Source organism: Bacillus sp. 2CMS4F (assembly GCF_023161785.1).
Taxonomy (GTDB): Bacteria; Bacillota; Bacilli; order Bacillales; family Bacillaceae; genus Bacillus; species Bacillus halotolerans.
On the sequence record NZ_JALNTO010000011.1, the window covers coordinates 40,753 to 61,970 of the forward strand.

Consider the following 21,218-nt stretch of genomic DNA (forward strand, 5'->3'; position numbering starts at 1 on the left):
GACAGAAGGCAAAGCGCTTTCTGTCTTCTTTTATCTTAAGGCTGGCTGGCAGCTTCTGATTGTTTTAATAATGCAGAGATTGTAAAGGAAAGCAAGTCGGGAAGCACCTCAAAGGAATAAGGCACATACAGTCTTTCTGTCCATTTGTGCGGGTCTTTTCCAGCCGGGCCGACATTTAATACCGGGACATACAGCGCCTTGTCTTTACTGCTGGGAAGTGAATATCCTCTGTTAAAGAGCGGCATATTGCTTGTGTATGCACCAACCTCCTGTTTTTCCAGCTGAAGATAGCTCAAATCCGAGAGTCCTGGGAAATACTGAACCTCCCGTAAAGCAATGCCGTACCTGTCAGCTGCATATTGAATGAGCTTGCCAGCAGTATTCTTGATTACCTGATCGTTCTTTGATGACACTGCGGGATAAAATGGAGGGCTGTAAAAGAGAACGATGAGCGGCGCATCTTCCTTACACAGCGCTGCGAGCTCAGATACAATTCTAGTCGAAAAATCCCTGTCTCCAAGATCTCCCCTGTTTGCATAAGTGAAATTCAGCACCCGTTCTGTTTCCGAGCTTCCGACACGCCTTTTCGCACATGCAAGCAGCTCATCAAATGTAAAAACAGAGACAGTTCGTTCAATTGGATAAAATGGCTCAAACTTCTGGAAATCACGTGTTTTCTGCTGAATATGGTTTGAAATCTTCTCTGCCGCCTGCTCTGCGGTTTTCCGCAGCATGTTATGCAGCTCACTCGCGGAGCGCTTCATTGTCAGTACATTAAATAACGTAACGGCCGTATGCGGTGTTTGGACGGAATATGCCTCCTTCAAGTCCTTTTGCATTAAGTTTACCGGCGGCGGGGTGACTTCCCCGTCAGCCATTTCGCAGTAATTCACGTTCAGTTCCAGCAAACGGTTGATCTCAGAAACCATTAAATTTGCATTTAAACCGGAAAACGGCTCTCCAACATGCGTCTCTATCCCTTTGCAGAAAAACCCTGCGAGAACCTTGCCGATGCTTCCTGAATACACATATTGCTGCTGGTCGCCCGGAAACTTTTCAAACATCGGTTCGCTATTCAAACAAGCAGTGTATGTAAGATGATATTTTTTCTCCATTTCTTTCAGCGCAGGAACGGCTTCGATCATTCCCCTTGAGTTCACTTCCTCGTCAGGAACCGTAATCAAAAGCACATTCCCATCAAAATGACCATTCATTGCCCGCTCAAGCATCGACAGCTGAACAGCCAGCCCCGCTTTCATATCCATCGTGCCTCTCCCGAACAGCCAGTCGCCGCTTTCCGCGTCTGTTCTCACACGTTTAGGAAGCAACTCTTTTTTCTCTAAAAAGGAGTTCAAAAGCTCAGCCGGCTTACAAGCCATATGTTTGAATTCTCCGTAGTCCTCTATGTCCACGACGTCAAAATGACTCAGCAAGAGCACCGTCTGTTTGACATCTTTCTTTTTGACAAGCGCTGTCAAAAACGTTCTGCCGTCTTCCATCGGATGGAGTGTTACATGATCAGGGTTATTTTGAAAATAAGGCTTGTCCTTTAAAAGATAATAAAGATATTCTACAAGTGCGGCCTCCCCTTTTGAACCGGTGACACTTTCGTACTGGACAAGAGAAGTTAAAAGGGTAAGCAAATCATCCTTAGTCTGCCAATTCATCATTTCCGACCTCCTATGTATAAAAACGCTTCGACCCTAAAAAATAAAATGATTCCCTGTCTATTATACAGAAGTATTTGACAAATTCGGATCGTTTGAGCAGTTTATATGACGTGAAAGAAATGACTTGTTATAATCAATCTCTAAAAACCTTACGGGAGGCGAAAGAAATGGCCAGAAAATTATTCACACCTATTACAATTAAAGATGTAACATTAAAAAACCGCATTGTGATGTCACCAATGTGCATGTACTCTTCTCACGAAAAGGACGGAAAATTACAGCCGTTCCACATGGCTCACTACATAACGCGCGCAGTCGGCCAGGTCGGATTGATTATTGTGGAAGCATCAGCGGTAAATCCTCAAGGACGAATCACAGACCAAGATTTAGGGATATGGAGCGACGAGCATATCGAAGGTTTCGCAAAGCTGACTGAGCAGGTAAAAGCGCAAGGCTCAAAAATCGGAATTCAGCTTGCCCACGCAGGACGTAAAGCAGAGCTTGAAGGAGATATTTTCGCTCCGTCTGCGATCGCGTTTGACGAGCAATCAAGCACGCCGGTTGAAATGACAACTGAAAAAGTGAAAGAAACCGTGCAGGAGTTCAAACAAGCGGCTGCCCGTGCAAAAGAAGCAGGTTTTGATGTGATTGAGATCCATGCAGCACACGGTTACTTAATTCATGAATTTTTATCTCCGCTTTCTAACCATCGCACAGATGAATACGGCGGCTCACCAGAAAACCGCTACCGTTTCTTAAGAGAAATCATTGATGAAGTCAAACAAGTGTGGGACGGTCCTTTATTTGTCCGTGTATCGGCTTCTGACTATACAGACAAAGGCTTAGACATCGCTGATCATATCGGTTTTGCAAAATGGATGAAGGAGCAGGGCGTTGACTTAATTGACTGCAGCTCAGGTGCCCTTGTTCAGGCAGACATTAACGTATTCCCTGGCTATCAGGTCAGCTTCGCCGAGAAAATCCGCGAACTGGCTGACATGGCGACTGGAGCTGTCGGGATGATTACAAATGGTTCAATGGCTGAAGAAATTCTTCAAAATAACCGTGCAGACCTCATCTTTATCGGCAGAGAGCTATTACGCGATCCTTACTTTGCAAGAACTGCCGCAAAACAGCTGAATACAGACATTCAAGCCCCTGTTCAATACGAAAGAGGCTGGTAATCTTGACCCGAGATATCCGCGGCTCCGCCGCCGGATATCTCTTTTTTTATTTTTGGAGAAACGATCAGCTGACGTTCTCCGTCTCCCTAGTAGAACCAATTAGAGGAGATGACTCCAATGAATGCAGCATGGATCGAAAGGACCTATACGGTTGACGGTTGTGAATTTCATACAAAACACCGAAAAGGATTTAGCGGTGTAACCATTGTCTTTGAAGCCGGCTACGGCACTTCTTCAGAGACGTGGAAACCACTAACAGCGGACATTGATGACGAATTTGGCATATTCACATATGATAGAGCGGGCATTGGGAAAAGCGGACAAAGCAAAGCAGAACGAACAGCCGACCAAAAGGTGAGAGAATTAGAAAGCTTGCTTAAGGCAGCAGGTATAAGACCCCCTTATCTGGCTGTTTCACATTCATACGGATCGGTTATCAGCAGTTTATGGGCCTGTAAAAACCGACAGGATATTATCGGCATGGTGCTCCTTGATCCCGCTTTAGGAGATTACGGCAATGGCGGCTTTACATTTATTCCTGAAGAAATGCATACAGCATACAGAAAACAGATGATGCTCGAGGAGACACATGCAGACTTTTCGAAAAGTCTGCGGCAGTTCAAACAGCAGCAAGTCCATTTAGGGAACATGCCGCTTATTGTACTGTCATCAGGTGAACGCACTGAGAAATTCGCCTCCGGTGAAGAGGACTGGAGAAACCTGCATAGCAGCATTTTGTCTCTATCCGATCAAAGCGGCTGGATACAAGCTAAAAACAGCTCACATAACATTCATCATGATGAACCTCATATCGTCCATCTGGCGATTTATGATGTTTGGTGCGCGGCCTGCCAGCAGGCCGCCCCGATATACCAGGCAGTCAATTAAACAAAAACCCCGGCTAAAGCAGCCGGGGTTTTTGTTATTTTGTTTCACGATGAAGGGTATATTTCTTTAACCGCGGTGAGTATTTTTTCAGCTCTAAACGATCAGGATTTGTGCGTTTATTTTTGGTTGTGATGTAGTTTCTGTCTCCTGTTTCAGTACAAGCCAAAGTAACATTTACTCTCATGTTAACATCTCCTTATAAAACGAAATGGTTACGTTTTATTATACAACTTAATAACAGATTGTCAAACACCATCTCTTTCTCAGCCTCTCGGAACTTGAACCTCTAAGAAATCATACGCTGTGATGCTGTTCGGAAAAACGGCTGCCGCTTCTTTTTGGAGCTCTAAAGAAGCCTCTCCCTGATATCTCGCGCTGATATGAGTTAAAATGAGCTGCTTCGCCCCAGCTTCTTTGGCAATTACAGCTGCTTGTTCTGTTGTACTGTGAAAATAATCAAAAGCAAGCTTCACATCATCCTTAGCAAAGGTGGCTTCATGCACAAGCACATCACAGTCCCGTGCAAGCTCTTTTATCTTATCGCTCACTCTCGTATCCCCGGAAAACACGACAGCTCTCCCCTTTTTAGGAGGCTCCAGAAAATCCTTCCCGTTTATGATGCGTCCGTCTTCAAGTGTCACAGTTTCACCTTTTTTCATTTTCGAATATACAGGTCCCGGCGGAATATTCATTTCCTTTAATAACGCCGCCTTTAAAGAACCAGGCACATCTTTTTCCTGTACGCGGTACCCGAAGGCCTCTACACCATGAATCGCGGATACAGCTGTGACGATAAACTGATCGTCCTCAAATACCGCTCCCTCTTCAATCTCTTGTATCACAAGCGGATATGTTAGGTGAGTTTTCGTGACGGCAAGACTTGTTTCAATAAACGCCTTGATGCCTTTCGGTCCGTAAACCGTCAGCTCGTCCTCACCGCCCTGAAAAGAACGGCTGCCAAGAAGCCCTGGAAGACCGTATACATGATCGCCGTGCATGTGAGTAATGAAGATTTTTTCTATTTTTCGAGGTTTAATCGATGTATGTAAAATTTGATGCTGTGTGGCTTCCCCGCAGTCAAACAGCCATACAGATCGCCTTTCTTCAAGCAGTTTTAATGCGATCGACGTCACGTTTCTCGACTTAGCGGGAATTCCGGCTCCCGTCCCTAAAAAAAGTAATTCCACATTTCCTTCCTCCTACTAGAACTAGTTACCTACAAGAATACAGGATCATGCGTAAAATGTGAATCTTGCCTCTGATTCGGGCAATCCTTTCGTTCTAGAAATATTTTTGCGCCATTCTGCAAAAAAAGGTCTTAAATGTTTGCTTTCGTTGAATTTTAGATTTAAAATGAAGGAAATATGCGGGGTACTAAAATAAAGCTTCGAATAAAGTGAGGTACTTTTAGTGAAAACAAACCAACAACCAAAAGCAGTAATTGTCATATTCGGTGCAACGGGAGATTTAGCAAAACGAAAACTCTATCCGTCCATTCACCGTTTATATAAAAACGGACAAATCGGAGAAGAGTTTGCAGTTGTAGGAGTCGGAAGAAGACCCTGGTCCAATGAGGATCTTCGCCAAACCGTCAAAACATCTATTTCCTCAGCTGCTGATAAACATATAGATGATTTCACGTCTCATTTCTATTATCACCCGTTTGACGTGACAAACCCTGGTTCTTATCAAGAGCTTAACGTGCTGCTCAACCAGCTGGAAGATACATATCAAATCCCGAACAACAGAATGTTCTACTTGGCAATGGCCCCAGAATTCTTTGGGACAATTGCAAAGACATTAAAATCAGAAGGTGTTACAGCAACTACAGGCTGGTCCCGCCTTGTGATTGAAAAGCCGTTCGGCCATGACTTGCCGAGCGCGCAAGCATTAAATCAAGAAATTCGCGAAGCATTTACAGAAGATCAAATTTACAGAATCGATCACTATTTAGGAAAACAAATGGTACAGAATATTGAGGTCATTCGATTTGCCAATGCGATTTTCGAACCGCTATGGACAAACCGCTACATCTCAAATATCCAAATCACATCAAGCGAATCACTTGGTGTTGAAGACCGTGCTAGATATTACGAAAAATCAGGCGCCCTTCGCGACATGGTCCAAAACCATATTATGCAAATGGTTGCGCTTCTCGCAATGGAGCCGCCGATTAAACTGAACACAGAAGAAATCCGCAGCGAAAAAGTGAAGGTGCTTAGAGCCCTCCGCCCTATTGCAAAAGACGAAGTGGATGAGTATTTTGTGCGCGGACAATATCAAGCCGGTGAAATTGATGGTCTGCCAGTCCCTGCTTATACAGATGAGGATAACGTCGCTCCTGACTCAAATACAGAAACCTTTGTTTCTGGAAAGCTTCTGATCGACAACTTCAGATGGGCTGGTGTTCCATTCTACATTCGTACCGGAAAACGAATGAAAGAAAAGTCTACAAAAATTGTCGTTCAATTTAAGGACATTCCGATGAACCTGTACTACGGCAATGAAAACAACATGAATCCGAACTTACTCGTCATTCATATTCAGCCTGACGAAGGCATTACACTTTACTTAAACGCTAAAAAACTCGGAGGAGCAGCACACGCGCAGCCAATCAAACTGGATTACTGCAGCAATTGCAATGACGAGCTGAACACTCCTGAAGCATATGAAAAATTGATTCACGACTGTCTTCTCGGAGATGCGACTAACTTCGCACACTGGGATGAAGTTGCCCTTTCTTGGAGCTTTGTCGATTCCATTTCTGAAACATGGGCAGCCAACAAAACCCTATCGCCAAACTACGAAGCAGGTTCTATGGGTCCAAAAGAATCAGATGATCTTTTGGCGAAAGACGGCTTGCATTGGTGGAATATATAAAGAAAAAGGCTGAAAGTGCTTGTAAAGCATTTTCAGCCTTTTATTTATGTATCAAGCTTTCTGCCTCTAAGCGGCTCAAAAAGACGATTGATTCTCTCTCTGTCGTAATCTAATATCCAACTGTTATATGTTTCATACATATCCCGTATTGTTTCAGCTGTAGCAGCTAAAATATCGCAGCCTCGATCATCATAAAGATAAAAAATGGTTCTCTTTTTTATATTGATAAAGTAAATTTTTTGAGAAATGCTTGGTTTTATCCCCATATCTTGATTACATATTGCTCTCAGCATTGGAATATATCTTATATCACCAGCTTTGCATCTAAGAAAAAATCTATGCGTTTTATCATCATAATCATCAGAACAAGTATAAGGAACAGCAATGTGCTGCAGTTTTTTCAACACAGCTTTTTCTCGAATGTACCGTGAGAAAATATGCAATTTGCTCTTATATCCCCTTCTCCCTTCAAAACCAACAGCATCAGCTATAACAAATATATCATCATCTTCGGCATGTAGAGACTTAAATAAAGTGACAGCTCTCTTATATGCGTTATTTAAATAAGGGCTGTGTAGATAGGCATCGTTTACATTATACCCTACACCTATTTCAAACCGAATTCCAATCTGCCAGTTATAAAACAAAGGAGGCATAAGTCGTAAACCAGGGAAATTTTCAAGTAGATACTCATTTACAGGCAAAATATACATCCTTTCGTCGGCACTCTATTTCAAAAAAATCCCGCAGCTGTCAGGCTGCGGGATTTCCACATCATTATTTCATCCATTCAGTATGGAAGACACCGTCTTTGTCTGTGCGCTCATAAGTATGGGCACCGAAGTAGTCACGCTGCGCTTGAATTAAGTTTGCAGGCAGCACGGCTGTGCGATAGCTATCATAATAAGCTAGTGCGCTTGAGAATGAAGGTACCGGCACACCTTGGGCAACTGCAAGTGAAATCACTTGGCGAAGCGCTCCTTGGTAGCTTTCTGCAATGTTCTTGAAGTGGCTGTCAAGCAGCAGGTTATCAAGCTCAGGATCGCGGTCGTAAGCTTCTTTGATTTTCTGCAGGAATGCCGCACGGATAATGCAGCCGCCGCGGAAGATCATAGCGATTTCACCGTAATTGAGATCCCAGTTGTATTCTTCAGAAGCTGCTTTCATTTGGGCAAATCCTTGGGCGTAAGAACAGATTTTGCTCATGAACAGCGCTTTTCTGACTGCTTCGATCAGCTCTTCTTTATTTTCTGTAACAGGCTTCACTTCAGGCCCTGAAAGAAGGCCGCTTGCTTTCACACGCTCATCCTTCATCGCTGAAATAAAACGTGCGAATACAGATTCAGTGATAATCGGAAGCGGAACACCTAAGTCAAGTGCACTTTGGCTTGTCCATTTTCCTGTTCCTTTTTGACCCGCTTTATCAAGAATCACATCAACAAGCGGTTTGCCTGTTTCTTCATCTTTTTTCGTGAAGATATCAGCAGTAATCTCGATCAGATAGCTGTCAAGCTCGCCTTTATTCCATTCAGCAAATACTTCATGAAGCTCATCAGCTGAAAGGCCGAGTACCTGCTTCAGGATGAAATAAGATTCAGAGATCAGCTGCATATCCCCGTATTCAATACCGTTGTGCACCATTTTCACATAATGGCCGGCACCGTCCGGACCGATATATGTCGTACACGCTTCACCGTCAACTTTTGCAGAAATCGCTTCAAGAATTGGCTTCACAAGTTCATGAGCTTCTTTTTGTCCGCCAGGCATGATAGAAGGCCCTTTAAGCGCTCCTTCTTCTCCGCCTGAAACACCTGTGCCGATAAAATGAATGCCGCTTTCAGCAAGCTCTTTGTTTCGGCGCTGTGTATCTTTATAATATGTATTTCCGCCGTCAATTAAAATATCGTCCTTCTCTAAGTGAGGAAGAAGAGATTGAATTGTCGCATCTGTAGCAGTTCCCGCTTTAACCATTAACAAAATTTTGCGCGGTGTTTCCAAGGATTGAACAAATTCTTCAATACTGTAGGTGCCAACAACGTTTTTGCCTTTAGCCTCCTGCAAAAATTCCTCGGTTTTGCTGCTTGATCTGTTGTAAACAGAAACAGAAAATCCTCGGCTTTCAATATTTAAAGCCAGATTTTTACCCATTACCGCAAGCCCGATAACTCCGATTTGTTGTTTTGACATATTCTAACGTCCCTTCTGCAAACGTTTAACCATTTTAAAATTTACATTAAAATAAAATGATATTTATACTATTGAAATTACCATACTTCACCCCCTTATTTCAAGACATTCAGCTTTTCTTTTCATCTTGAAAAAAATCTTTATTAAAGCTTGTTCCGCTTGTTTTGCTCTCGTCTTTTTTAACCTTTGCACCTTTTCTGATCAGCTTGGAACCATACTTTTCGTTCAGTTTTTCCATCATTTGCTGAATCGGTTCATCCTTCGCATCCTCTGTAAAGCTGAACAAATCGAGCTGCTTATAGGCTTGCTCTTTTTCTACCAAATCCGTTCCGGTAATGCCGAGCAGCCTGATGGGGTTTTTGTTCCAATGCTTAAAGAAGAGATGTTCTGCTTCATTATATATTTCGTTTTTTTGATCTATCGGATTCTTCAGTGTGATGCTTCTCGTAATGGTTTTCCAGTCCGCATATCTGATCATAATAAACAGCTTTGAAGCCATTACTTCCTTACGCTGCAAACGGTCGCTAACTGATGCGGACAGTTTGCGAAAAACAGCTAACAGCTCATCCTCATCGGCAGAATCATGAGAAAGTGTGGATGAATTGCCTACGCTTTTAAATTCATAAATGCGCTCCGGATCAACAGGGGCATGGTGAATGCCGTTCGCTTTATTTTTTAGACGGGGCCCGTTGATGCCAAGCAGCCGTTTCAGCGAGTGTTCGTCAGCGGCCGCTAAATCTCCAATCGTATCAATACTGAGCCCGTTCAGTTTTTCCGCCGTCTTTTTGCCTACGCCATGCATTTCTCCAACGGGGAGAGGCCAAAGGATATCAGGCACTTCTCTTTTTCTCAGGATGGTGATCCCAAGCGGCTTTTTCATATCGGATGCCATTTTGGCGAGAAATTTATTAGGGGCGATTCCGATGCTTGACGGAAGCAGCAGCTCTTTCTGCAGTCTGCTTTGTATTTCTTTTGCCGTCTCATAGGCATTGCGGCTGTATGGTGTATCCGTCATATCCATATAGCCTTCGTCGATGGATACAGGCTCCACCAGATCTGTATATTCACGAAGGATGCTAAACATCGCTCTTGAAGAGCTTCTGTAGCGGTCAAAGTTCGGCGGAAGGACGATGAGCTCAGGACAGTTACGCTTTGCTTCCCAAACCGGCATGGTTGTTTTCACGCCGTGCGCCCTTGCTTCGTAGCTGCATGTGACGACGATGCCTTTGCGTTCTTTGACGTTTCCGGCAACTGCAACCGGCTTTCCTCGGAGAGCCGGGTCATATGCCATTTCCACCGATGCATAGAAACTGTTCATATCAATATGGAAAATAATTCGGCCCTTCCCCGGCATAAACATATCTCCTTTCCGTTCATTAGACAACGGCTTGTACATATAGTAAAATGAAGGTATTGAATGGATGTGATTACAATGTTTGTGGAATCGATAAATGACGTTTTATTCTTAGTCGATTTTTTCACAATTATTCTTCCGGCTCTGACCGCCATAGGGATTGCCTTTCTCTTGCGAGAGTGCCGTGCCGGCGAGCGGTGGAAATCAAAACGAACAGATGAACATCAGACGGTCTTTCGAATAAACCGAACAGACTTTCTTATTATTATATATCATCGCATTACAACTTGGATACGTAAAGTCTTCCGCATGAATTCACCTGTGAATGATGATGAAGACGTCAGTTCCCTTCTTTTATAAACCGCATTTATAAAAAGGAGGAGAACAAATTGTTAAAAACATATCAGAAACTTTTGGCTTTAGGGGCCTTTTTGATCGTATTATGCTCGGGCAACGCAGCTTTTGCTGCAACAAATCAGGTGGGAGGTCTCGGTAACGTCGGTTTTTTCCACGACTATTTAATTGAGCCGTTTTCCTCGCTGCTGAAAGGCGTTGCCGGACTGTTTCACGGAGAATACGGGTTGTCTATCATACTTGTAACCGTTATTGTGCGCGTTGTGGTACTGCCTTTGTTTGTCAATCAGTTTAAAAAACAGCGTGTGTTCCAAGAAAAAATGGCAGTCATTAAACCGCAAGTAGACAGCATTCAAGCCAAAATCAAAAAGACAAAGGACCCGGAAAAACAGAAAGAACTCCAAATGGAAATGATGAAGCTGTATCAGGAGCATAATATCAACCCGCTTGCGATGGGCTGTCTTCCAATGCTGATTCAGTCTCCGATTATGATTGGGCTTTATTACGCGATTCGCTCAACACCTGAAATTGCGTCACACTCGTTTCTGTGGTTCAGTTTAGGGCAATCTGATATTCTCATGTCCCTTAGTGCAGGGATCATGTATTTTGTCCAAGCCTATGTCGCTCAAAAACTGAGCGCGAAATATTCCGCTGTCCCGCAAAATCCGGCAGCGCAGCAATCTGCAAAACTAATGGTGTTTATCTTCCCTGTGATGATGACGATTTTCTCGCTTAATGTTCCTGCAGCCCTTCCGCTGTACTGGTTCACCAGCGGCCTGTTCTTGACAGTGCAAAACGTCGTACTTCAGATGACACACCATAAACATAAAAAAACAGCCGCTCTTACAGAGCCGGTGAAATAGAAAAACAACTCCGACTTTTGTTCGGAGTTGTTTTTTATTTCCATCACGTTTTAGAACCTGCATTCGTCTAAAAAGAAAAAAATCGGGAATACCTTTACTCACATCCAAATGAAAGGAGCTGGTGTCGTGACGGAACAGTCTCAACAAAAAAATATTTCTGTGCCTGAGGGAATTTGGATCATGAAACAAACATGGAATGATGTCTTATTTGCTCATTGGCCGGTTGATTACTCTACCCTCCGAGCTAAGATTCCGCCGATATTGGACATAGATACATATAACGGACAAGCTTGGGTCAGCGTGCTTCCCTTTATGCTCACAAACCTTCGCGCGCGTTTTCTCCCTCCTATTCCCGGAGCCCAGTCCTTTCCAGAGCTTAACCTGCGCACTTATGTCACCTATAAAGGCAAGCCAGGCATTTATTTCTTCAGCTTAGATGCTGATCATCGGCTGGCAGTTCAAGGTGCACGGACTTTCTTTCATTTGCCTTATTTTTACGCCGATATGAAAACCGAAAAAAATGGGGCTGATATGGAATATAGAAGCAAACGGAGAGACGCCGGAAAAGCAGAATTCGGCGCCAAGTACCGGCCGCTCTCTGCGCCTTTTACAGCGCAAGATGATTCGCTTGATTACTGGCTGACGGAGCGCTACAGACTCTATACCGCCCATCGTGACAAGCTCTATTATGAGGACATTCACCATTATCCTTGGCTTCTTCAAAGAGCCGAGGCCCAGTTTTCAATCAATACAGTGGCTGATGCTCACGAAATCACTTTACCAGACTCAGAACCGCTGCTTCATTTTGCCAAAAAACAAGACGTGTTATTTTGGCCGCTTCGACAATGGCACTGACTGTCAGAAAAAAACCCGAATGCCAGATCCGCACTCGGGTTTTTCTTCATTATTTTGCTGCTTCTTCAATAATGGCAACAACCATTTCTGCTGTTTTCACCAGCTCTTCAATCGGCATTTTTTCGTTCTTCGTATGAATTTGCTCATACCCGACAGCAAGATTGACCGTTGGGATGCCATGGCCTGCGATTACGTTTGCGTCGCTTCCGCCGCCGCTCGTTTGCAGCTCGCTTGTGCGTCCGATTTTCGTTGCCGCTTTTTTCGCGATTTCAACGACCTGGTCGCCATCTTGATATTTAAACCCTGGATACATGACTTCGATTTCAACTTCTGCACGTCCGCCCATATCAGCTGCCGCCTCTTCAAAAGCAGCTTTCATTTTTTGAACCTGCACTTCCATTTTTTCAGGAACTAAAGAACGCGCTTCAGCGAGAATATGAACTTCGTCGCACACAATATTCGTTTGTGTGCCGCCTTCAAACCGACCGATGTTTGCTGTTGTTTCTTCATCGATGCGGCCCAATGGCATTTTTGAAATTGCCTTGCTTGCGATTGTAATCGCTGATATACCTTTTTCTGGTTCAACTCCGGCGTGTGCAGTTTTACCGTATATCGCCGCTCTTACCTTCGCCTGAGTCGGTGCTGCAACAATGATATTGCCGACTTTTCCGTCTGAATCAAGAGCATAGCCGTAGGATGCTGTCATCATGGAACGGTCAAGCGCCTTTGCCCCGATAAGACCTGATTCTTCACCTACAGTGATGATGAATTCAATCGTGCCGTGCTCAATGTTTTCTTCTTTGAGCACTTTAATTGCTTCAAACATGGCAGCCAATCCGGCTTTGTCATCGGCGCCTAAAATCGTTGTGCCGTCTGTTTTGACATATCCGTCCTCAACAACCGGTTTTACGCCGTTTCCGGGTACGACTGTGTCCATATGAGATGTAAAATAAATTGTATCTGTCTTTTTCGTCCCTTTTAATGTGCAGATCAGGTTTCCGGCTCCGTGGCCAGTGATATCCATTGTATCGTCTTCTTTTACGTCTACACCTAAATCAGAAAATTTCTGTTTCAGCACTTTGCAGATTTCAGCCTCGTGCTTCGTTTCTGAATCGATTTGTACAAGCTCTAAAAATTCTTCCAGCAGGCGTTTTTCATTCACCATTTGTAAGTCCCTCCATGTTAAAGCGGTATGTTACCGTGCTTTTTTTTCGGTCTCTCTTCTGTCTTATGTGCAAGCATGTGAAAAGCTTGGATGAGTCTTTTCCTTGATTCTTCCGGCAAAATGATGTCATCGACCATTCCGCATGCCGCCGCTTTGTAAGGGCTGGCGTTTTGTTTTTTGTATTCAGCTGTTTTTTCGCGTTTTGTCTTTTGCGGGTCAGCTGACGCTTCAATATCCTTGTCATACAAAATAGATGCCGCACCTTCAGCACCCATCACTGCGATTTCGGCATTTGGCCAAGCAAACACGAGATCCGCTCCGATGGATTTGCTGTTCATGGCGACATACGACCCGCCATACGCTTTTCTGATAATGAGCGTTACTTTTGGGACCGTCGCTTCTGCATAAGCAAACAGCAATTTGGCTCCGTGTCTGATAATGCCGTTATGCTCCTGCTGAATGCCGGGCAAAAACCCCGGAACATCTTCGACAGTTAACAGCGGGATGTCAAAGGCGTCACAAAACCGGATAAATCTCGCTGCTTTATCAGCCGCGTCAATCGTCAGGCTTCCTGCTAAATGTTTCGGCTGGTTTGCCACAATTCCGATCGTTTTTTGGCCAAGCTTTGCAAATCCGATGACTATATTTTTCGCAAAATACGGCTGAATCTCAAAAAAAGACTGCGGATCAGCCAATTCCTGAATCACCGCCCGAACATCATACGGCTTTGTGCTGTCAGCCGGCACGAGGCGGTTTATTAACGAGCTGGAGGCCTCATCCACAGATGAAGGTAGTGATATCTGTTTGTCGAGCGGCAAATAAGACAGCAGCTTCTTCACTCCTGCCAGAACCTCCTCTTCCGTTTTTCCGGAAAAGTGGGCATTTCCGCTGACGGCATTATGTATTCCCGCTCCTCCTAAGCTCTCCGCATCAACCTGTTCTCCTGTTACTTTTTCAATGACCTTCGGACCGGTAATAAACATTCGGCCCGTCTGTTCTGCCATAAAGATAAAATCAGTAAGTGCCGGAGAGTACACAGCGCCTCCAGCGCACGGCCCTAATATAACCGAGATTTGCGGAATGACTCCGGAATATAAGACGTTTCGGTAAAATATGTGACCGTATCCATCTAATGATACCACACCCTCTTGAATTCTCGCACCACCTGAGTCGTTCAGCCCGATAATCGGTGCTTTATTTTTTGCTGCAAGATCCATCAGAGAGGTGATCTTTTTCGCATGGGTTTCGCCAAGCGCCCCGCCGAATACGGTAAAATCCTGCGCAAACACATATACAGAGCGGCCGTCAATCGTCCCGTAGCCCGTCACGACTCCATCTCCCAATATACGCTGCTCCCTTGTTAAGCTTCGGCTCTCCATGAAGGGATATAATTCGATAAAACTATCCTCATCCAGGAGATAGGCGATCCTTTCCCGCGCTGTGAGCTTTCCCTTTTTCCGCTGTTCAGCCTGCTTTGCATGTCCCCCGCCTTCTTCCGCCTGCCTGCGCCTGTTGTATAGATGACCGATATGTTCATTCATGTTCAATGTCTTGATCTCCTTTCGGTTCACAGAGCTCTACAAGCACACCATTTGTTTCCCGCGGAGAAATAAACGCGATCTGTTTCCCGTTTGCTCCCTGTCTCGGCTGCCTGTTTATTACATCAATTTGCCGGTTTGATAATGCTTGAAGCTGATCTGTTAAGCCGCTGCATAAAAACGCAACATGGTGCAGCCCCTCTCCTTTTTTATCTAAAAATGTACGGACAGGGCTGTCAGGCGTTAACGGCTCGATCAGCTCCAAATAAACGCCCCCCGCTTGGAACAGAGCAATGATCACCTTTTGCTCTTCAACCGTTTCTTGATGAAGAAACGTTAATCCCAATACATCTTCATAAAAAGCTCTGGCTTTTTTTATGGAATAAACGGCAATCCCAATATGGTCAAGTCCGGTCATTTTCATCCCTGCTTTCCGGCAATAGATATCGCTTGTCCGCCCATACAAAACACGTTAAAATATAATCAGATTGTCTAAGGAGTGAAACCATGTCTCAAAAACTGATGAAAAGCGTTTTAATCGTGATTTTGGGAGTTTTTATTCTTTCAACAGTACTCTCAGGAATCGTTATGTTTTTATAATGATAAAAAAGCAGGCGGCCTTATTGAACGGGAACATCCTGCTTTTTTATCAGGGCTTTATGCTCAATGGCAATCTCCTCAAAAGACCGGGAGTCTTTCGTGATCAGCACTCTCGTCCCCACCGGAATTTCTTGAAACAGATGGACAACTTCATCGTTATGCATACGTATACAGCCGTTAGATACAAATTGACCGATAGATTCTTCCCGGTTTGTCCCGTGAATACCGTATATCCGGCCGTCTGTCCCTCTCGCATCAAACCCAATCCATCTTGCCCCAAGCGGATTCTCAGAAGCTCCGCCTTCAATATTTTTCCTTCTGTAATAAGGATTCGCCGCTTTTACTGTAATCGAAAATTCTCCCTCAGGCGTCAGATCATCCGACTTTCCGGTTGCCACACGATAAACGCCTTCAATTTTGTTATCGATGATGACAGCAAGCTCATTTGTTTTCTTGTTGACGATGACATACGGGTCACCCGGAAGCGGATTTTCGCCAAGAGGCCATATCGGAGAAATAATCATCAATACTGAACATAAGAAAAAACGCATAAGCTCCTCCTTTTCCATTAGGTTGACCAATGTAGGATGAGCTCATGCGAGTTAAGCGAGCGATTTTTCTGCTTTGATTCCTTTGAAATAACTTTTGATCACTAAATATTGCTCCATTTCCCCAAGAAGATGAAAGAGTGCGGCTCTCGCTTCAAATTCTTCTCTTGTCGCAGGAAGCGGCATCTCTTCGAATTCTTTTCTCATGTCAGCAAGTCTTTTCAAAAATTTGTAGGCTGTATTCCCCGGGTGAATTGCTTCCCGCAGATCGCGAAGAAATTCAGCAATCATTTTTCCCTGATCCACCGTAATGGAAATGGATGTCACTTTAGGGAGAAGGCGCTCGATGATTTCAAATTGTTTTTCTCTCATTTTAAAATAATGATAGTGCTGATTTTCGTGGCGCAGTATGTGGTTTTGTACATCTCGGTACGCCAGGTTTTTGGCTTCAGTGATTAACTGGTGTGTTTCCGGAATTTCTTTCCCTGTCCAATCTTGCTCACCAGTTAACAAATACCGTTCGATTTCTGCGAAAATGACAGCAAAATTGTCCTCTATCTTTTTTCGATAGGCAATCAGCTTCCGGTCAAGGCTCGGCATATACAGATTCATGAAAAGAGCGACGCCGATTCCCACCGTAATTAACTGGACTTCATTCCAGATGAATTGGGGCGTAATGCCGCCGGACATATACAGATGAAGGATAATAACAGAGCTGGTGACGATACCTTCGTTGATTTTTAATACAACTGTTGTCGGGATGAAAATCAGCAAAAGCAATCCAATGACAAACGGATGATAACCAATCAGTTCGAAAAAGAGATAGGAAAAGAGAATTGCCAGACAGCATGCTGCAAATCGGGCCCATGACGCTTGAAGCGACCGTTTTTGTGTGATTTGTATGCACAAAATGGTGATGATTCCTGCTGATGCGAAGTTTTGCAAATGCAATAGCTGGCTTATATAAATAGCCAGAGCTGTTCCAAGTGCGGTCTTTATTGTGCGGTAACCAATTTTAAACATGTCGGACTCCATTCTATTTGTTTCTTCAACAAAAAAGAAGAAGCACAAGCCTTCTCCTTTTTCTCTATATTCTATAATATTTTTTCTAAAAAGTCCTGCGCTCTTTTGGATTTCGGCGAAAGAAAAAATTCTTTCGGATTGCCATCCTCGACAATCATTCCTTCATCCATAAATAACACGCGGTCGGCCACTTCTTTTGCAAAGCCCATTTCGTGTGTAACGATTACCATGGTCATACCGGTTTCGACCAGTTCTTTCATGACCTGGAGCACTTCTTTGACCATTTCAGGGTCAAGCGCGGACGTTGGCTCGTCGAACAGCATGATTTCAGGATTCATTGCCAAAGCACGAGCGATGGCGACACGCTGCTTTTGTCCGCCTGATAAACGGTTTGGATAGTCATTTCGCTTTTCAAACAATCCGACTTTGCGCAGCAGCTCCTCGGCTTTTCCCTGTGCAGTCTGCTTTGATTCTTTTTTGACATTTACAGGTGCGTACATGATATTTTCGAGAACCGTTTTGTGCGGAAAAAGATGAAAATGCTGAAATACCATTCCGATGTTTTCCCGTACCTTTAATGTATTGGTTTTCGGCTGCGTAATCTCTTTGTCTTTAATTGTGATGGTTCCGCCGTTAGGCTTCTCCAAAAGATTCAAACAGCGAAGAAATGTTGATTTGCCTGAGCCTGAAGGGCCGATGACGGCAACAACCTCACCTTCAGCGATGTTTGTTGAAATGTTTTTTAATACTTCATGTTTCCCAAATGATTTTGACAGCTTTTCAACCTTAATCATTGGATTTCAGCTTCCTTTCTACAGCCTTGCCGATAAACGTTAAAATAAGGACAAGCACATAATAAATCAATCCGGCGATAATCAGCGGCTCAAGGTAATTGTAAGTGGCGGCGCCAGCTTGATAGGCGCGTCTCATGACATCGCCAAGACCAATAACGGTAACGATCGCCGATTCTTTTGTTAACGTAATTAATTCATTTACAATAGCAGGTGATATATTTTTGAAGGCCTGCGGCAAAAGCAGATCCTTCATCATTTTGCCGTACGGAACACCCAGTGCGACAGCAGCCTCTTTTTGCCCTTTATCAATTGCGTTGATTCCCGCTCTGATAATTTCCGATACATAAGCAGCGGAATTCAGTGACAATGCGACAACCGCCGCCCAAAACTGGTCAATTTGAAAGCCGAGCAGCTGCGGGAGCCCGAAATAAACAATCATAAGCTGCAGCACTAAAGGCGTGCCGCGAAATACTGATGTGTAAAAATCAGCAATCCAGATCAGCGGGCGGAATGTGCTGATCTTGCATAAGCTTAGCACAATCCCTAATATAAGTCCGATAATAGCAGATACAACAACAATTTTTAATGTGATTGCTAAGCCTTCTAATATAAAAGGAATTTGGGGAATCGTTGCTGAAAAATCCAAATTCATAGCCTTTGTCTCCTTTTCTTACAGGAAAAAAGATTTCCTATTCAATAAAAAGGCTCAACGAAAAAGTTGAGCCGCTTTTTTTACTTCTCGCCAGTGAACCATTTTTTCTTCAATTTATCGAGCTCTCCGTTATCTTGCATTTCTTTGAGCGCTTTATTGAATTTGTCCGTCAGCTCACTGTCTTTTCTGAAAGCAATCGCAGAACCGGCTTCTTCCGCTTTCGCATCAGGAATCACGAAGCCCTGCAGGTCATCATTTGATTTGAAATACCCTTCTGCCACCATGTCTTCAATAATCGCGGCGTCAAAGCGGTCAGATTTGATTTCCTGCACCAAATCAGAAATTCTGTTGCGGTCTTCTGTTTTGAAATCATATTCCGGAGAAAGCTCTTTCCCCTTCTCTTCCTGAATGGAGCCAAGCTGAACGCCGACTGTTTTTCCTTTCAGATCTTTTAAAGACTTAATGCCGCTGTCTTTTTTGCTGACAATCATATGATTGGCTGTGTAATATACATCGGAAAAATCAACTTGTTTTTTACGGTCAGGCGTCGGTGTCATTCCTGACAAAACCAAATCCACTTGTTTTGATTTCAGTGCTGTAATTAAGCTGTTGAAGTCCATATCCTGCACTTCAATTTCGTAGCCGGTTTTCTTCGCAAGGGCCTTTGCCAACTCTACATCAAAACCGACAATGTTATCGCCATCTTTATATTCAAACGGTTTGTAATCCGCCGAAGTTCCCATAACTAATTTTTTCTTGCCGCTTTCTGAACCTGAACTGCTTGAGCCGCAAGCAGATAATGCAAAGGTGATGCACGCAGCTATCAATAATAAGAGCCATTTTTTCATGATCCATTTCCCCCATATTCATTACTTTTATCATATTTGAATATTTATTCGTTAATTTGTATTTTAAACACTTTCTTATTTTTATGCAATACTATTTTTAAAAATTATCTCGAAGCTTATTTTTCCAGCAATCTCTTTTCATATTACTAGATAAAAGGACATCTTCTGTAGCGTAGCAATTGAATAAAATCTAATATTTATTCATTATGACTTGGAATTTTATGCACAAAAAAACCCCGTGCCGCTCGGGCATCCGGGGTTTTATCTTATACTTCTTCGCAATATTCTTCGAAGGCTTCCTGCAGTTTAGAGACAACTGCCATCGGCTCATGGCCTTCAATTTCATGACGCTCCACCATTTTCATGATTTTCCCGTCTTTTAGAATAGCAAATGACGGAGAAGATGGCGGATATCCTTCGAAATATTCGCGCGCTCTTGCCGTCGCTTCTTTATCCTGTCCCGCAAACACAGTCACGAGCTGGTCAGGTCTTTTGTCATAATGAACGGAATGGTATGCAGCCGGTCTTGCGATCCCGCCCGCGCATCCGCAGACAGAGTTGACCATGACAAGCGTCGTTCCTTTTTTCGTAAGTGCCTCGTCCACCTCTTCAGCTGTTTTCAGCTCGGTATATCCGGCAGCCGCAATTTCTTGTCTCGCTTGGCGGACAACATCATTCATAAATAAATTAAAGTCCATGTTCAATGAAGACCTCTCCTTTTTCATCATCTGTTCTTATGATAGCAAGGAAACCGCCTTATCGGCAAATGCCACCGCTTATATCGGAGGATTTTTTGCTTTCCGTTTACTGCTTACAAGAAAAGGGAATTATATAATCAGATGTATAAATAAAGGAGCAGTTTTGTATGAGCCACAGGAAAGCTTTACTTATTCATAATGGAAACGCCGGCAACAAAAATATAGAAAAAGCATTAGGAGCTGTTGTGCCGGTGTTATCACAATCGTTAGATGAGGTGATCATTAAACAGACAAAGAAAAAAGACGATGCCTATCATTTTTGCCGTTCGATAGATGATTCTGTCGAGACTGTCTTTATTCTCGGCGGCGACGGTACAGTCCATCAATGCATCAATGGCATCAGTACGTTAGAAAGAAGGCCAGCTGTCGGTATTTTGCCCGGCGGAACGTGCAATGACTTTTCAAGAGTGCTGGACATTCCTCAAAATCTTGCAAAGGCAGCCGAAGCACTCGTGTCAGGAAAAAAATCCAAGGTTGATGTATGCCAGATGAACGATCGTTATTTTTTGAATTTCTGGGGGATCGGCCTGATCGCAGAAACATCGAATCAAATCAACGAAACGGAAAAAGCGCTATTAGGAAAAATCAGCTATTTTACAAGCGCGTTACGTACCGTCTCATCTGCTGAATCCTTTCCTATTTCATTGACAATCGATGGGCAAGAGATAAAAGATGAAGCCGTTATGCTGCTTGTCATGAACGGACAGTACATCGGAACGAATCGAATTCCCCTGCCGGATGCCAGTATATGTGACGGATTACTTGATATCCTCATTTGCCGCAGCACCAATCTCTCCGCTTTGCGCGAGCTGATGAATATGGAACAGGGCACAATAGAGCGATTCACCGGAGAGCTGTCCTATGTTCAGGCCTCTCGCGTCGAAATTGAAACAGATACTGTTAAAAAGGCTGATACAGATGGAGAGGTGTACACACATACACCGGCTGTGATTCAAGTCCTTCCGCAGCACATTGACATGCTTATTCCCCACAATGAATAACTGTCCGCTGGTAAAGGACGTTTATGAAGAGCGAACAGCTTCATAGAAAGAAATCC

23 protein-coding genes are annotated in these 21,218 nt (G+C 43.8%); 8 read left to right on the forward strand and 15 right to left on the reverse strand.

Annotated elements, in window-relative coordinates; all coding sequences use genetic code 11:
* Positions 1-35: 35 nt before the first annotated feature.
* Positions 36-1,667 (reverse strand): M20/M25/M40 family metallo-hydrolase, encoded by a 1,632-nt coding sequence (locus MTN95_RS15180; RefSeq protein ID WP_248338893.1) that lies wholly within the window; start codon positions 1,665-1,667, stop codon positions 36-38.
* A gap of 170 nt (positions 1,668-1,837) precedes the next feature.
* On the opposite strand from MTN95_RS15180, the gene namA reads away from it, so the two are divergent.
* Together namA and MTN95_RS15190 are read left to right on the forward strand one after the other, a co-directional pair.
* On the forward strand, positions 1,838-2,854 hold the full coding sequence (namA, locus tag MTN95_RS15185) for an NADPH dehydrogenase NamA (protein ID WP_248338813.1): 1,017 nt from the start codon (positions 1,838-1,840) through the stop codon (positions 2,852-2,854).
* Between the two features lie 117 nt (positions 2,855-2,971).
* Positions 2,972-3,742: an alpha/beta fold hydrolase gene (locus MTN95_RS15190; RefSeq protein WP_105954885.1), complete on the forward strand. Its 771-nt coding sequence runs from the start codon at positions 2,972-2,974 to the stop codon at positions 3,740-3,742.
* Between the two features lie 34 nt (positions 3,743-3,776).
* Here MTN95_RS15190 and rpmG read toward each other — a convergent pair whose 3' ends face one another.
* Positions 3,777-3,926 (reverse strand): 50S ribosomal protein L33, encoded by a 150-nt coding sequence (gene rpmG, locus MTN95_RS15195; RefSeq protein ID WP_003226511.1) that lies wholly within the window; start codon positions 3,924-3,926, stop codon positions 3,777-3,779.
* Positions 3,927-4,005: 79 nt separating this feature from the next.
* On the reverse strand, positions 4,006-4,929 hold the full coding sequence (gene rnz, locus MTN95_RS15200) for a ribonuclease Z (RefSeq protein WP_105991944.1): 924 nt from the start codon (positions 4,927-4,929) through the stop codon (positions 4,006-4,008).
* Positions 4,930-5,152: 223 nt separating this feature from the next.
* Between rnz and zwf the strand changes: the two genes are divergently transcribed.
* Positions 5,153-6,622, forward strand: coding sequence for a glucose-6-phosphate dehydrogenase (gene zwf / locus MTN95_RS15205; RefSeq protein ID WP_010334843.1), 1,470 nt, complete (start codon positions 5,153-5,155; stop codon positions 6,620-6,622).
* 44 nt (positions 6,623-6,666) lie between these two features.
* Here zwf and MTN95_RS15210 read toward each other — a convergent pair whose 3' ends face one another.
* The 3 genes from MTN95_RS15210 to MTN95_RS15220 form a co-directional block, all read right to left on the reverse strand.
* Positions 6,667-7,335 (reverse strand): DUF3885 domain-containing protein, encoded by a 669-nt coding sequence (locus MTN95_RS15210; protein WP_248338815.1) that lies wholly within the window; start codon positions 7,333-7,335, stop codon positions 6,667-6,669.
* Between the two features lie 64 nt (positions 7,336-7,399).
* Positions 7,400-8,809 carry an NADP-dependent phosphogluconate dehydrogenase gene (gndA, locus tag MTN95_RS15215; protein ID WP_044154734.1) on the reverse strand — a complete coding sequence of 470 codons (1,410 nt, stop codon included), beginning with the start codon at positions 8,807-8,809 and terminating at the stop codon, positions 7,400-7,402.
* Between the two features lie 109 nt (positions 8,810-8,918).
* On the reverse strand, positions 8,919-10,163 hold the full coding sequence (locus MTN95_RS15220; RefSeq protein ID WP_024121967.1) for a DNA polymerase IV: 1,245 nt from the start codon (positions 10,161-10,163) through the stop codon (positions 8,919-8,921).
* Between the two features lie 72 nt (positions 10,164-10,235).
* Between MTN95_RS15220 and mifM the strand changes: the two genes are divergently transcribed.
* The 3 genes from mifM (at position 10,236) to MTN95_RS15235 (ending at position 12,235) form a co-directional block, all read left to right on the forward strand.
* Entirely contained in the window at positions 10,236-10,523 is a 288-nt protein-coding gene (gene mifM, locus MTN95_RS15225; protein ID WP_248338896.1) for a membrane protein insertion/folding monitor MifM, read from the forward strand.
* Positions 10,524-10,552: 29 nt separating this feature from the next.
* The gene (locus MTN95_RS15230) at positions 10,553-11,380 is read left to right on the forward strand and encodes a membrane protein insertase YidC (RefSeq protein ID WP_105954881.1); all 828 of its coding nucleotides are present in this window, start codon (positions 10,553-10,555) and stop codon (positions 11,378-11,380) included.
* A 126-nt stretch (positions 11,381-11,506) separates the two neighbouring features.
* Positions 11,507-12,235, forward strand: a complete 729-nt coding sequence (locus MTN95_RS15235; RefSeq protein WP_248338817.1) for a YqjF family protein — start codon at positions 11,507-11,509, stop codon at positions 12,233-12,235.
* Between the two features lie 49 nt (positions 12,236-12,284).
* Here MTN95_RS15235 and MTN95_RS15240 read toward each other — a convergent pair whose 3' ends face one another.
* Genes MTN95_RS15240 through mce form a run of 3 tightly spaced genes read right to left on the reverse strand, consistent with a single transcriptional unit; the run spans position 12,285 to position 15,356 of the window.
* Positions 12,285-13,400 carry a tripeptidase T gene (locus tag MTN95_RS15240; RefSeq protein ID WP_105991948.1) on the reverse strand — a complete coding sequence of 372 codons (1,116 nt, stop codon included), beginning with the start codon at positions 13,398-13,400 and terminating at the stop codon, positions 12,285-12,287.
* A gap of 17 nt (positions 13,401-13,417) precedes the next feature.
* Positions 13,418-14,941, reverse strand: coding sequence for an acyl-CoA carboxylase subunit beta (locus tag MTN95_RS15245; RefSeq protein WP_103672294.1), 1,524 nt, complete (start codon positions 14,939-14,941; stop codon positions 13,418-13,420).
* Positions 14,934-15,356: a methylmalonyl-CoA epimerase gene (gene mce / locus MTN95_RS15250; protein WP_105955620.1), complete on the reverse strand. Its 423-nt coding sequence runs from the start codon at positions 15,354-15,356 to the stop codon at positions 14,934-14,936. Before mce ends, MTN95_RS15245 begins: the two co-directional genes overlap by 8 nt.
* Before the next feature lie 89 nt (positions 15,357-15,445).
* Between mce and prli42 the strand changes: the two genes are divergently transcribed.
* Positions 15,446-15,538 carry a stressosome-associated protein Prli42 gene (gene prli42, locus MTN95_RS15255; RefSeq protein ID WP_003226489.1) on the forward strand — a complete coding sequence of 31 codons (93 nt, stop codon included), beginning with the start codon at positions 15,446-15,448 and terminating at the stop codon, positions 15,536-15,538.
* 20 nt (positions 15,539-15,558) lie between these two features.
* Here the strand turns inward: prli42 and MTN95_RS15260 are convergent, their stop codons facing one another.
* The 6 genes from MTN95_RS15260 to brxB all read right to left on the reverse strand — a co-directional run bounded on the left by MTN95_RS15260 (position 15,559) and on the right by brxB (position 20,107).
* Positions 15,559-16,089: a L,D-transpeptidase gene (locus MTN95_RS15260; protein WP_248338819.1), complete on the reverse strand. Its 531-nt coding sequence runs from the start codon at positions 16,087-16,089 to the stop codon at positions 15,559-15,561.
* A 51-nt stretch (positions 16,090-16,140) separates the two neighbouring features.
* Positions 16,141-17,109: an aromatic acid exporter family protein gene (locus MTN95_RS15265; protein WP_202853860.1), complete on the reverse strand. Its 969-nt coding sequence runs from the start codon at positions 17,107-17,109 to the stop codon at positions 16,141-16,143.
* Positions 17,110-17,180: 71 nt separating this feature from the next.
* Positions 17,181-17,903 (reverse strand): arginine ABC transporter ATP-binding protein ArtM, encoded by a 723-nt coding sequence (gene artM / locus MTN95_RS15270; RefSeq protein WP_024121976.1) that lies wholly within the window; start codon positions 17,901-17,903, stop codon positions 17,181-17,183.
* Positions 17,896-18,555 (reverse strand): arginine ABC transporter permease ArtQ, encoded by a 660-nt coding sequence (gene artQ / locus MTN95_RS15275; protein WP_014664528.1) that lies wholly within the window; start codon positions 18,553-18,555, stop codon positions 17,896-17,898. Before artQ ends, artM begins: the two co-directional genes overlap by 8 nt.
* A gap of 80 nt (positions 18,556-18,635) precedes the next feature.
* Positions 18,636-19,403, reverse strand: a complete 768-nt coding sequence (gene artP, locus MTN95_RS15280; RefSeq protein ID WP_202853861.1) for an arginine ABC transporter substrate-binding protein ArtP — start codon at positions 19,401-19,403, stop codon at positions 18,636-18,638.
* A gap of 266 nt (positions 19,404-19,669) precedes the next feature.
* Entirely contained in the window at positions 19,670-20,107 is a 438-nt protein-coding gene (gene brxB, locus MTN95_RS15285) for a BrxA/BrxB family bacilliredoxin (RefSeq protein ID WP_248338821.1), read from the reverse strand.
* 161 nt (positions 20,108-20,268) lie between these two features.
* Here brxB and MTN95_RS15290 point away from each other — a divergent pair, with 161 nt between their 5' ends.
* A complete protein-coding gene (locus tag MTN95_RS15290) occupies positions 20,269-21,162 on the forward strand; it encodes a YegS/Rv2252/BmrU family lipid kinase (RefSeq protein WP_248338824.1) in 894 nt (297 codons plus the stop codon).
* The last annotated feature ends 56 nt before the right edge of the window (positions 21,163-21,218 follow it).

Coding starts and splice junctions, on each gene's coding strand:
- MTN95_RS15290 (WP_248338824.1), top strand. CDS start 20,269: ATGAGCCACAGGAAAGCTTTACTTATTCATAATGGAAACGCCGGCAAC.
- artP (WP_202853861.1), bottom strand. CDS start 19,403: ATGAAAAAATGGCTCTTATTATTGATAGCTGCGTGCATCACCTTTGCA.
- MTN95_RS15210 (WP_248338815.1), bottom strand. CDS start 7,335: ATGTATATTTTGCCTGTAAATGAGTATCTACTTGAAAATTTCCCTGGT.
- MTN95_RS15180 (WP_248338893.1), bottom strand. CDS start 1,667: ATGAATTGGCAGACTAAGGATGATTTGCTTACCCTTTTAACTTCTCTT.
- MTN95_RS15260 (WP_248338819.1), bottom strand. CDS start 16,089: ATGCGTTTTTTCTTATGTTCAGTATTGATGATTATTTCTCCGATATGG.
- gndA (WP_044154734.1), bottom strand. CDS start 8,809: ATGTCAAAACAACAAATCGGAGTTATCGGGCTTGCGGTAATGGGTAAA.
- MTN95_RS15240 (WP_105991948.1), bottom strand. CDS start 13,400: ATGGTGAATGAAAAACGCCTGCTGGAAGAATTTTTAGAGCTTGTACAA.
- prli42 (WP_003226489.1), top strand. CDS start 15,446: ATGTCTCAAAAACTGATGAAAAGCGTTTTAATCGTGATTTTGGGAGTT.
- MTN95_RS15265 (WP_202853860.1), bottom strand. CDS start 17,109: ATGTTTAAAATTGGTTACCGCACAATAAAGACCGCACTTGGAACAGCT.
- mce (WP_105955620.1), bottom strand. CDS start 15,356: ATGACCGGACTTGACCATATTGGGATTGCCGTTTATTCCATAAAAAAA.
- artM (WP_024121976.1), bottom strand. CDS start 17,903: ATGATTAAGGTTGAAAAGCTGTCAAAATCATTTGGGAAACATGAAGTA.
- MTN95_RS15190 (WP_105954885.1), top strand. CDS start 2,972: ATGAATGCAGCATGGATCGAAAGGACCTATACGGTTGACGGTTGTGAA.
- artQ (WP_014664528.1), bottom strand. CDS start 18,555: ATGAATTTGGATTTTTCAGCAACGATTCCCCAAATTCCTTTTATATTA.
- MTN95_RS15220 (WP_024121967.1), bottom strand. CDS start 10,163: ATGCCGGGGAAGGGCCGAATTATTTTCCATATTGATATGAACAGTTTC.
- rpmG (WP_003226511.1), bottom strand. CDS start 3,926: ATGAGAGTAAATGTTACTTTGGCTTGTACTGAAACAGGAGACAGAAAC.
- MTN95_RS15245 (WP_103672294.1), bottom strand. CDS start 14,941: ATGAATGAACATATCGGTCATCTATACAACAGGCGCAGGCAGGCGGAA.
- namA (WP_248338813.1), top strand. CDS start 1,838: ATGGCCAGAAAATTATTCACACCTATTACAATTAAAGATGTAACATTA.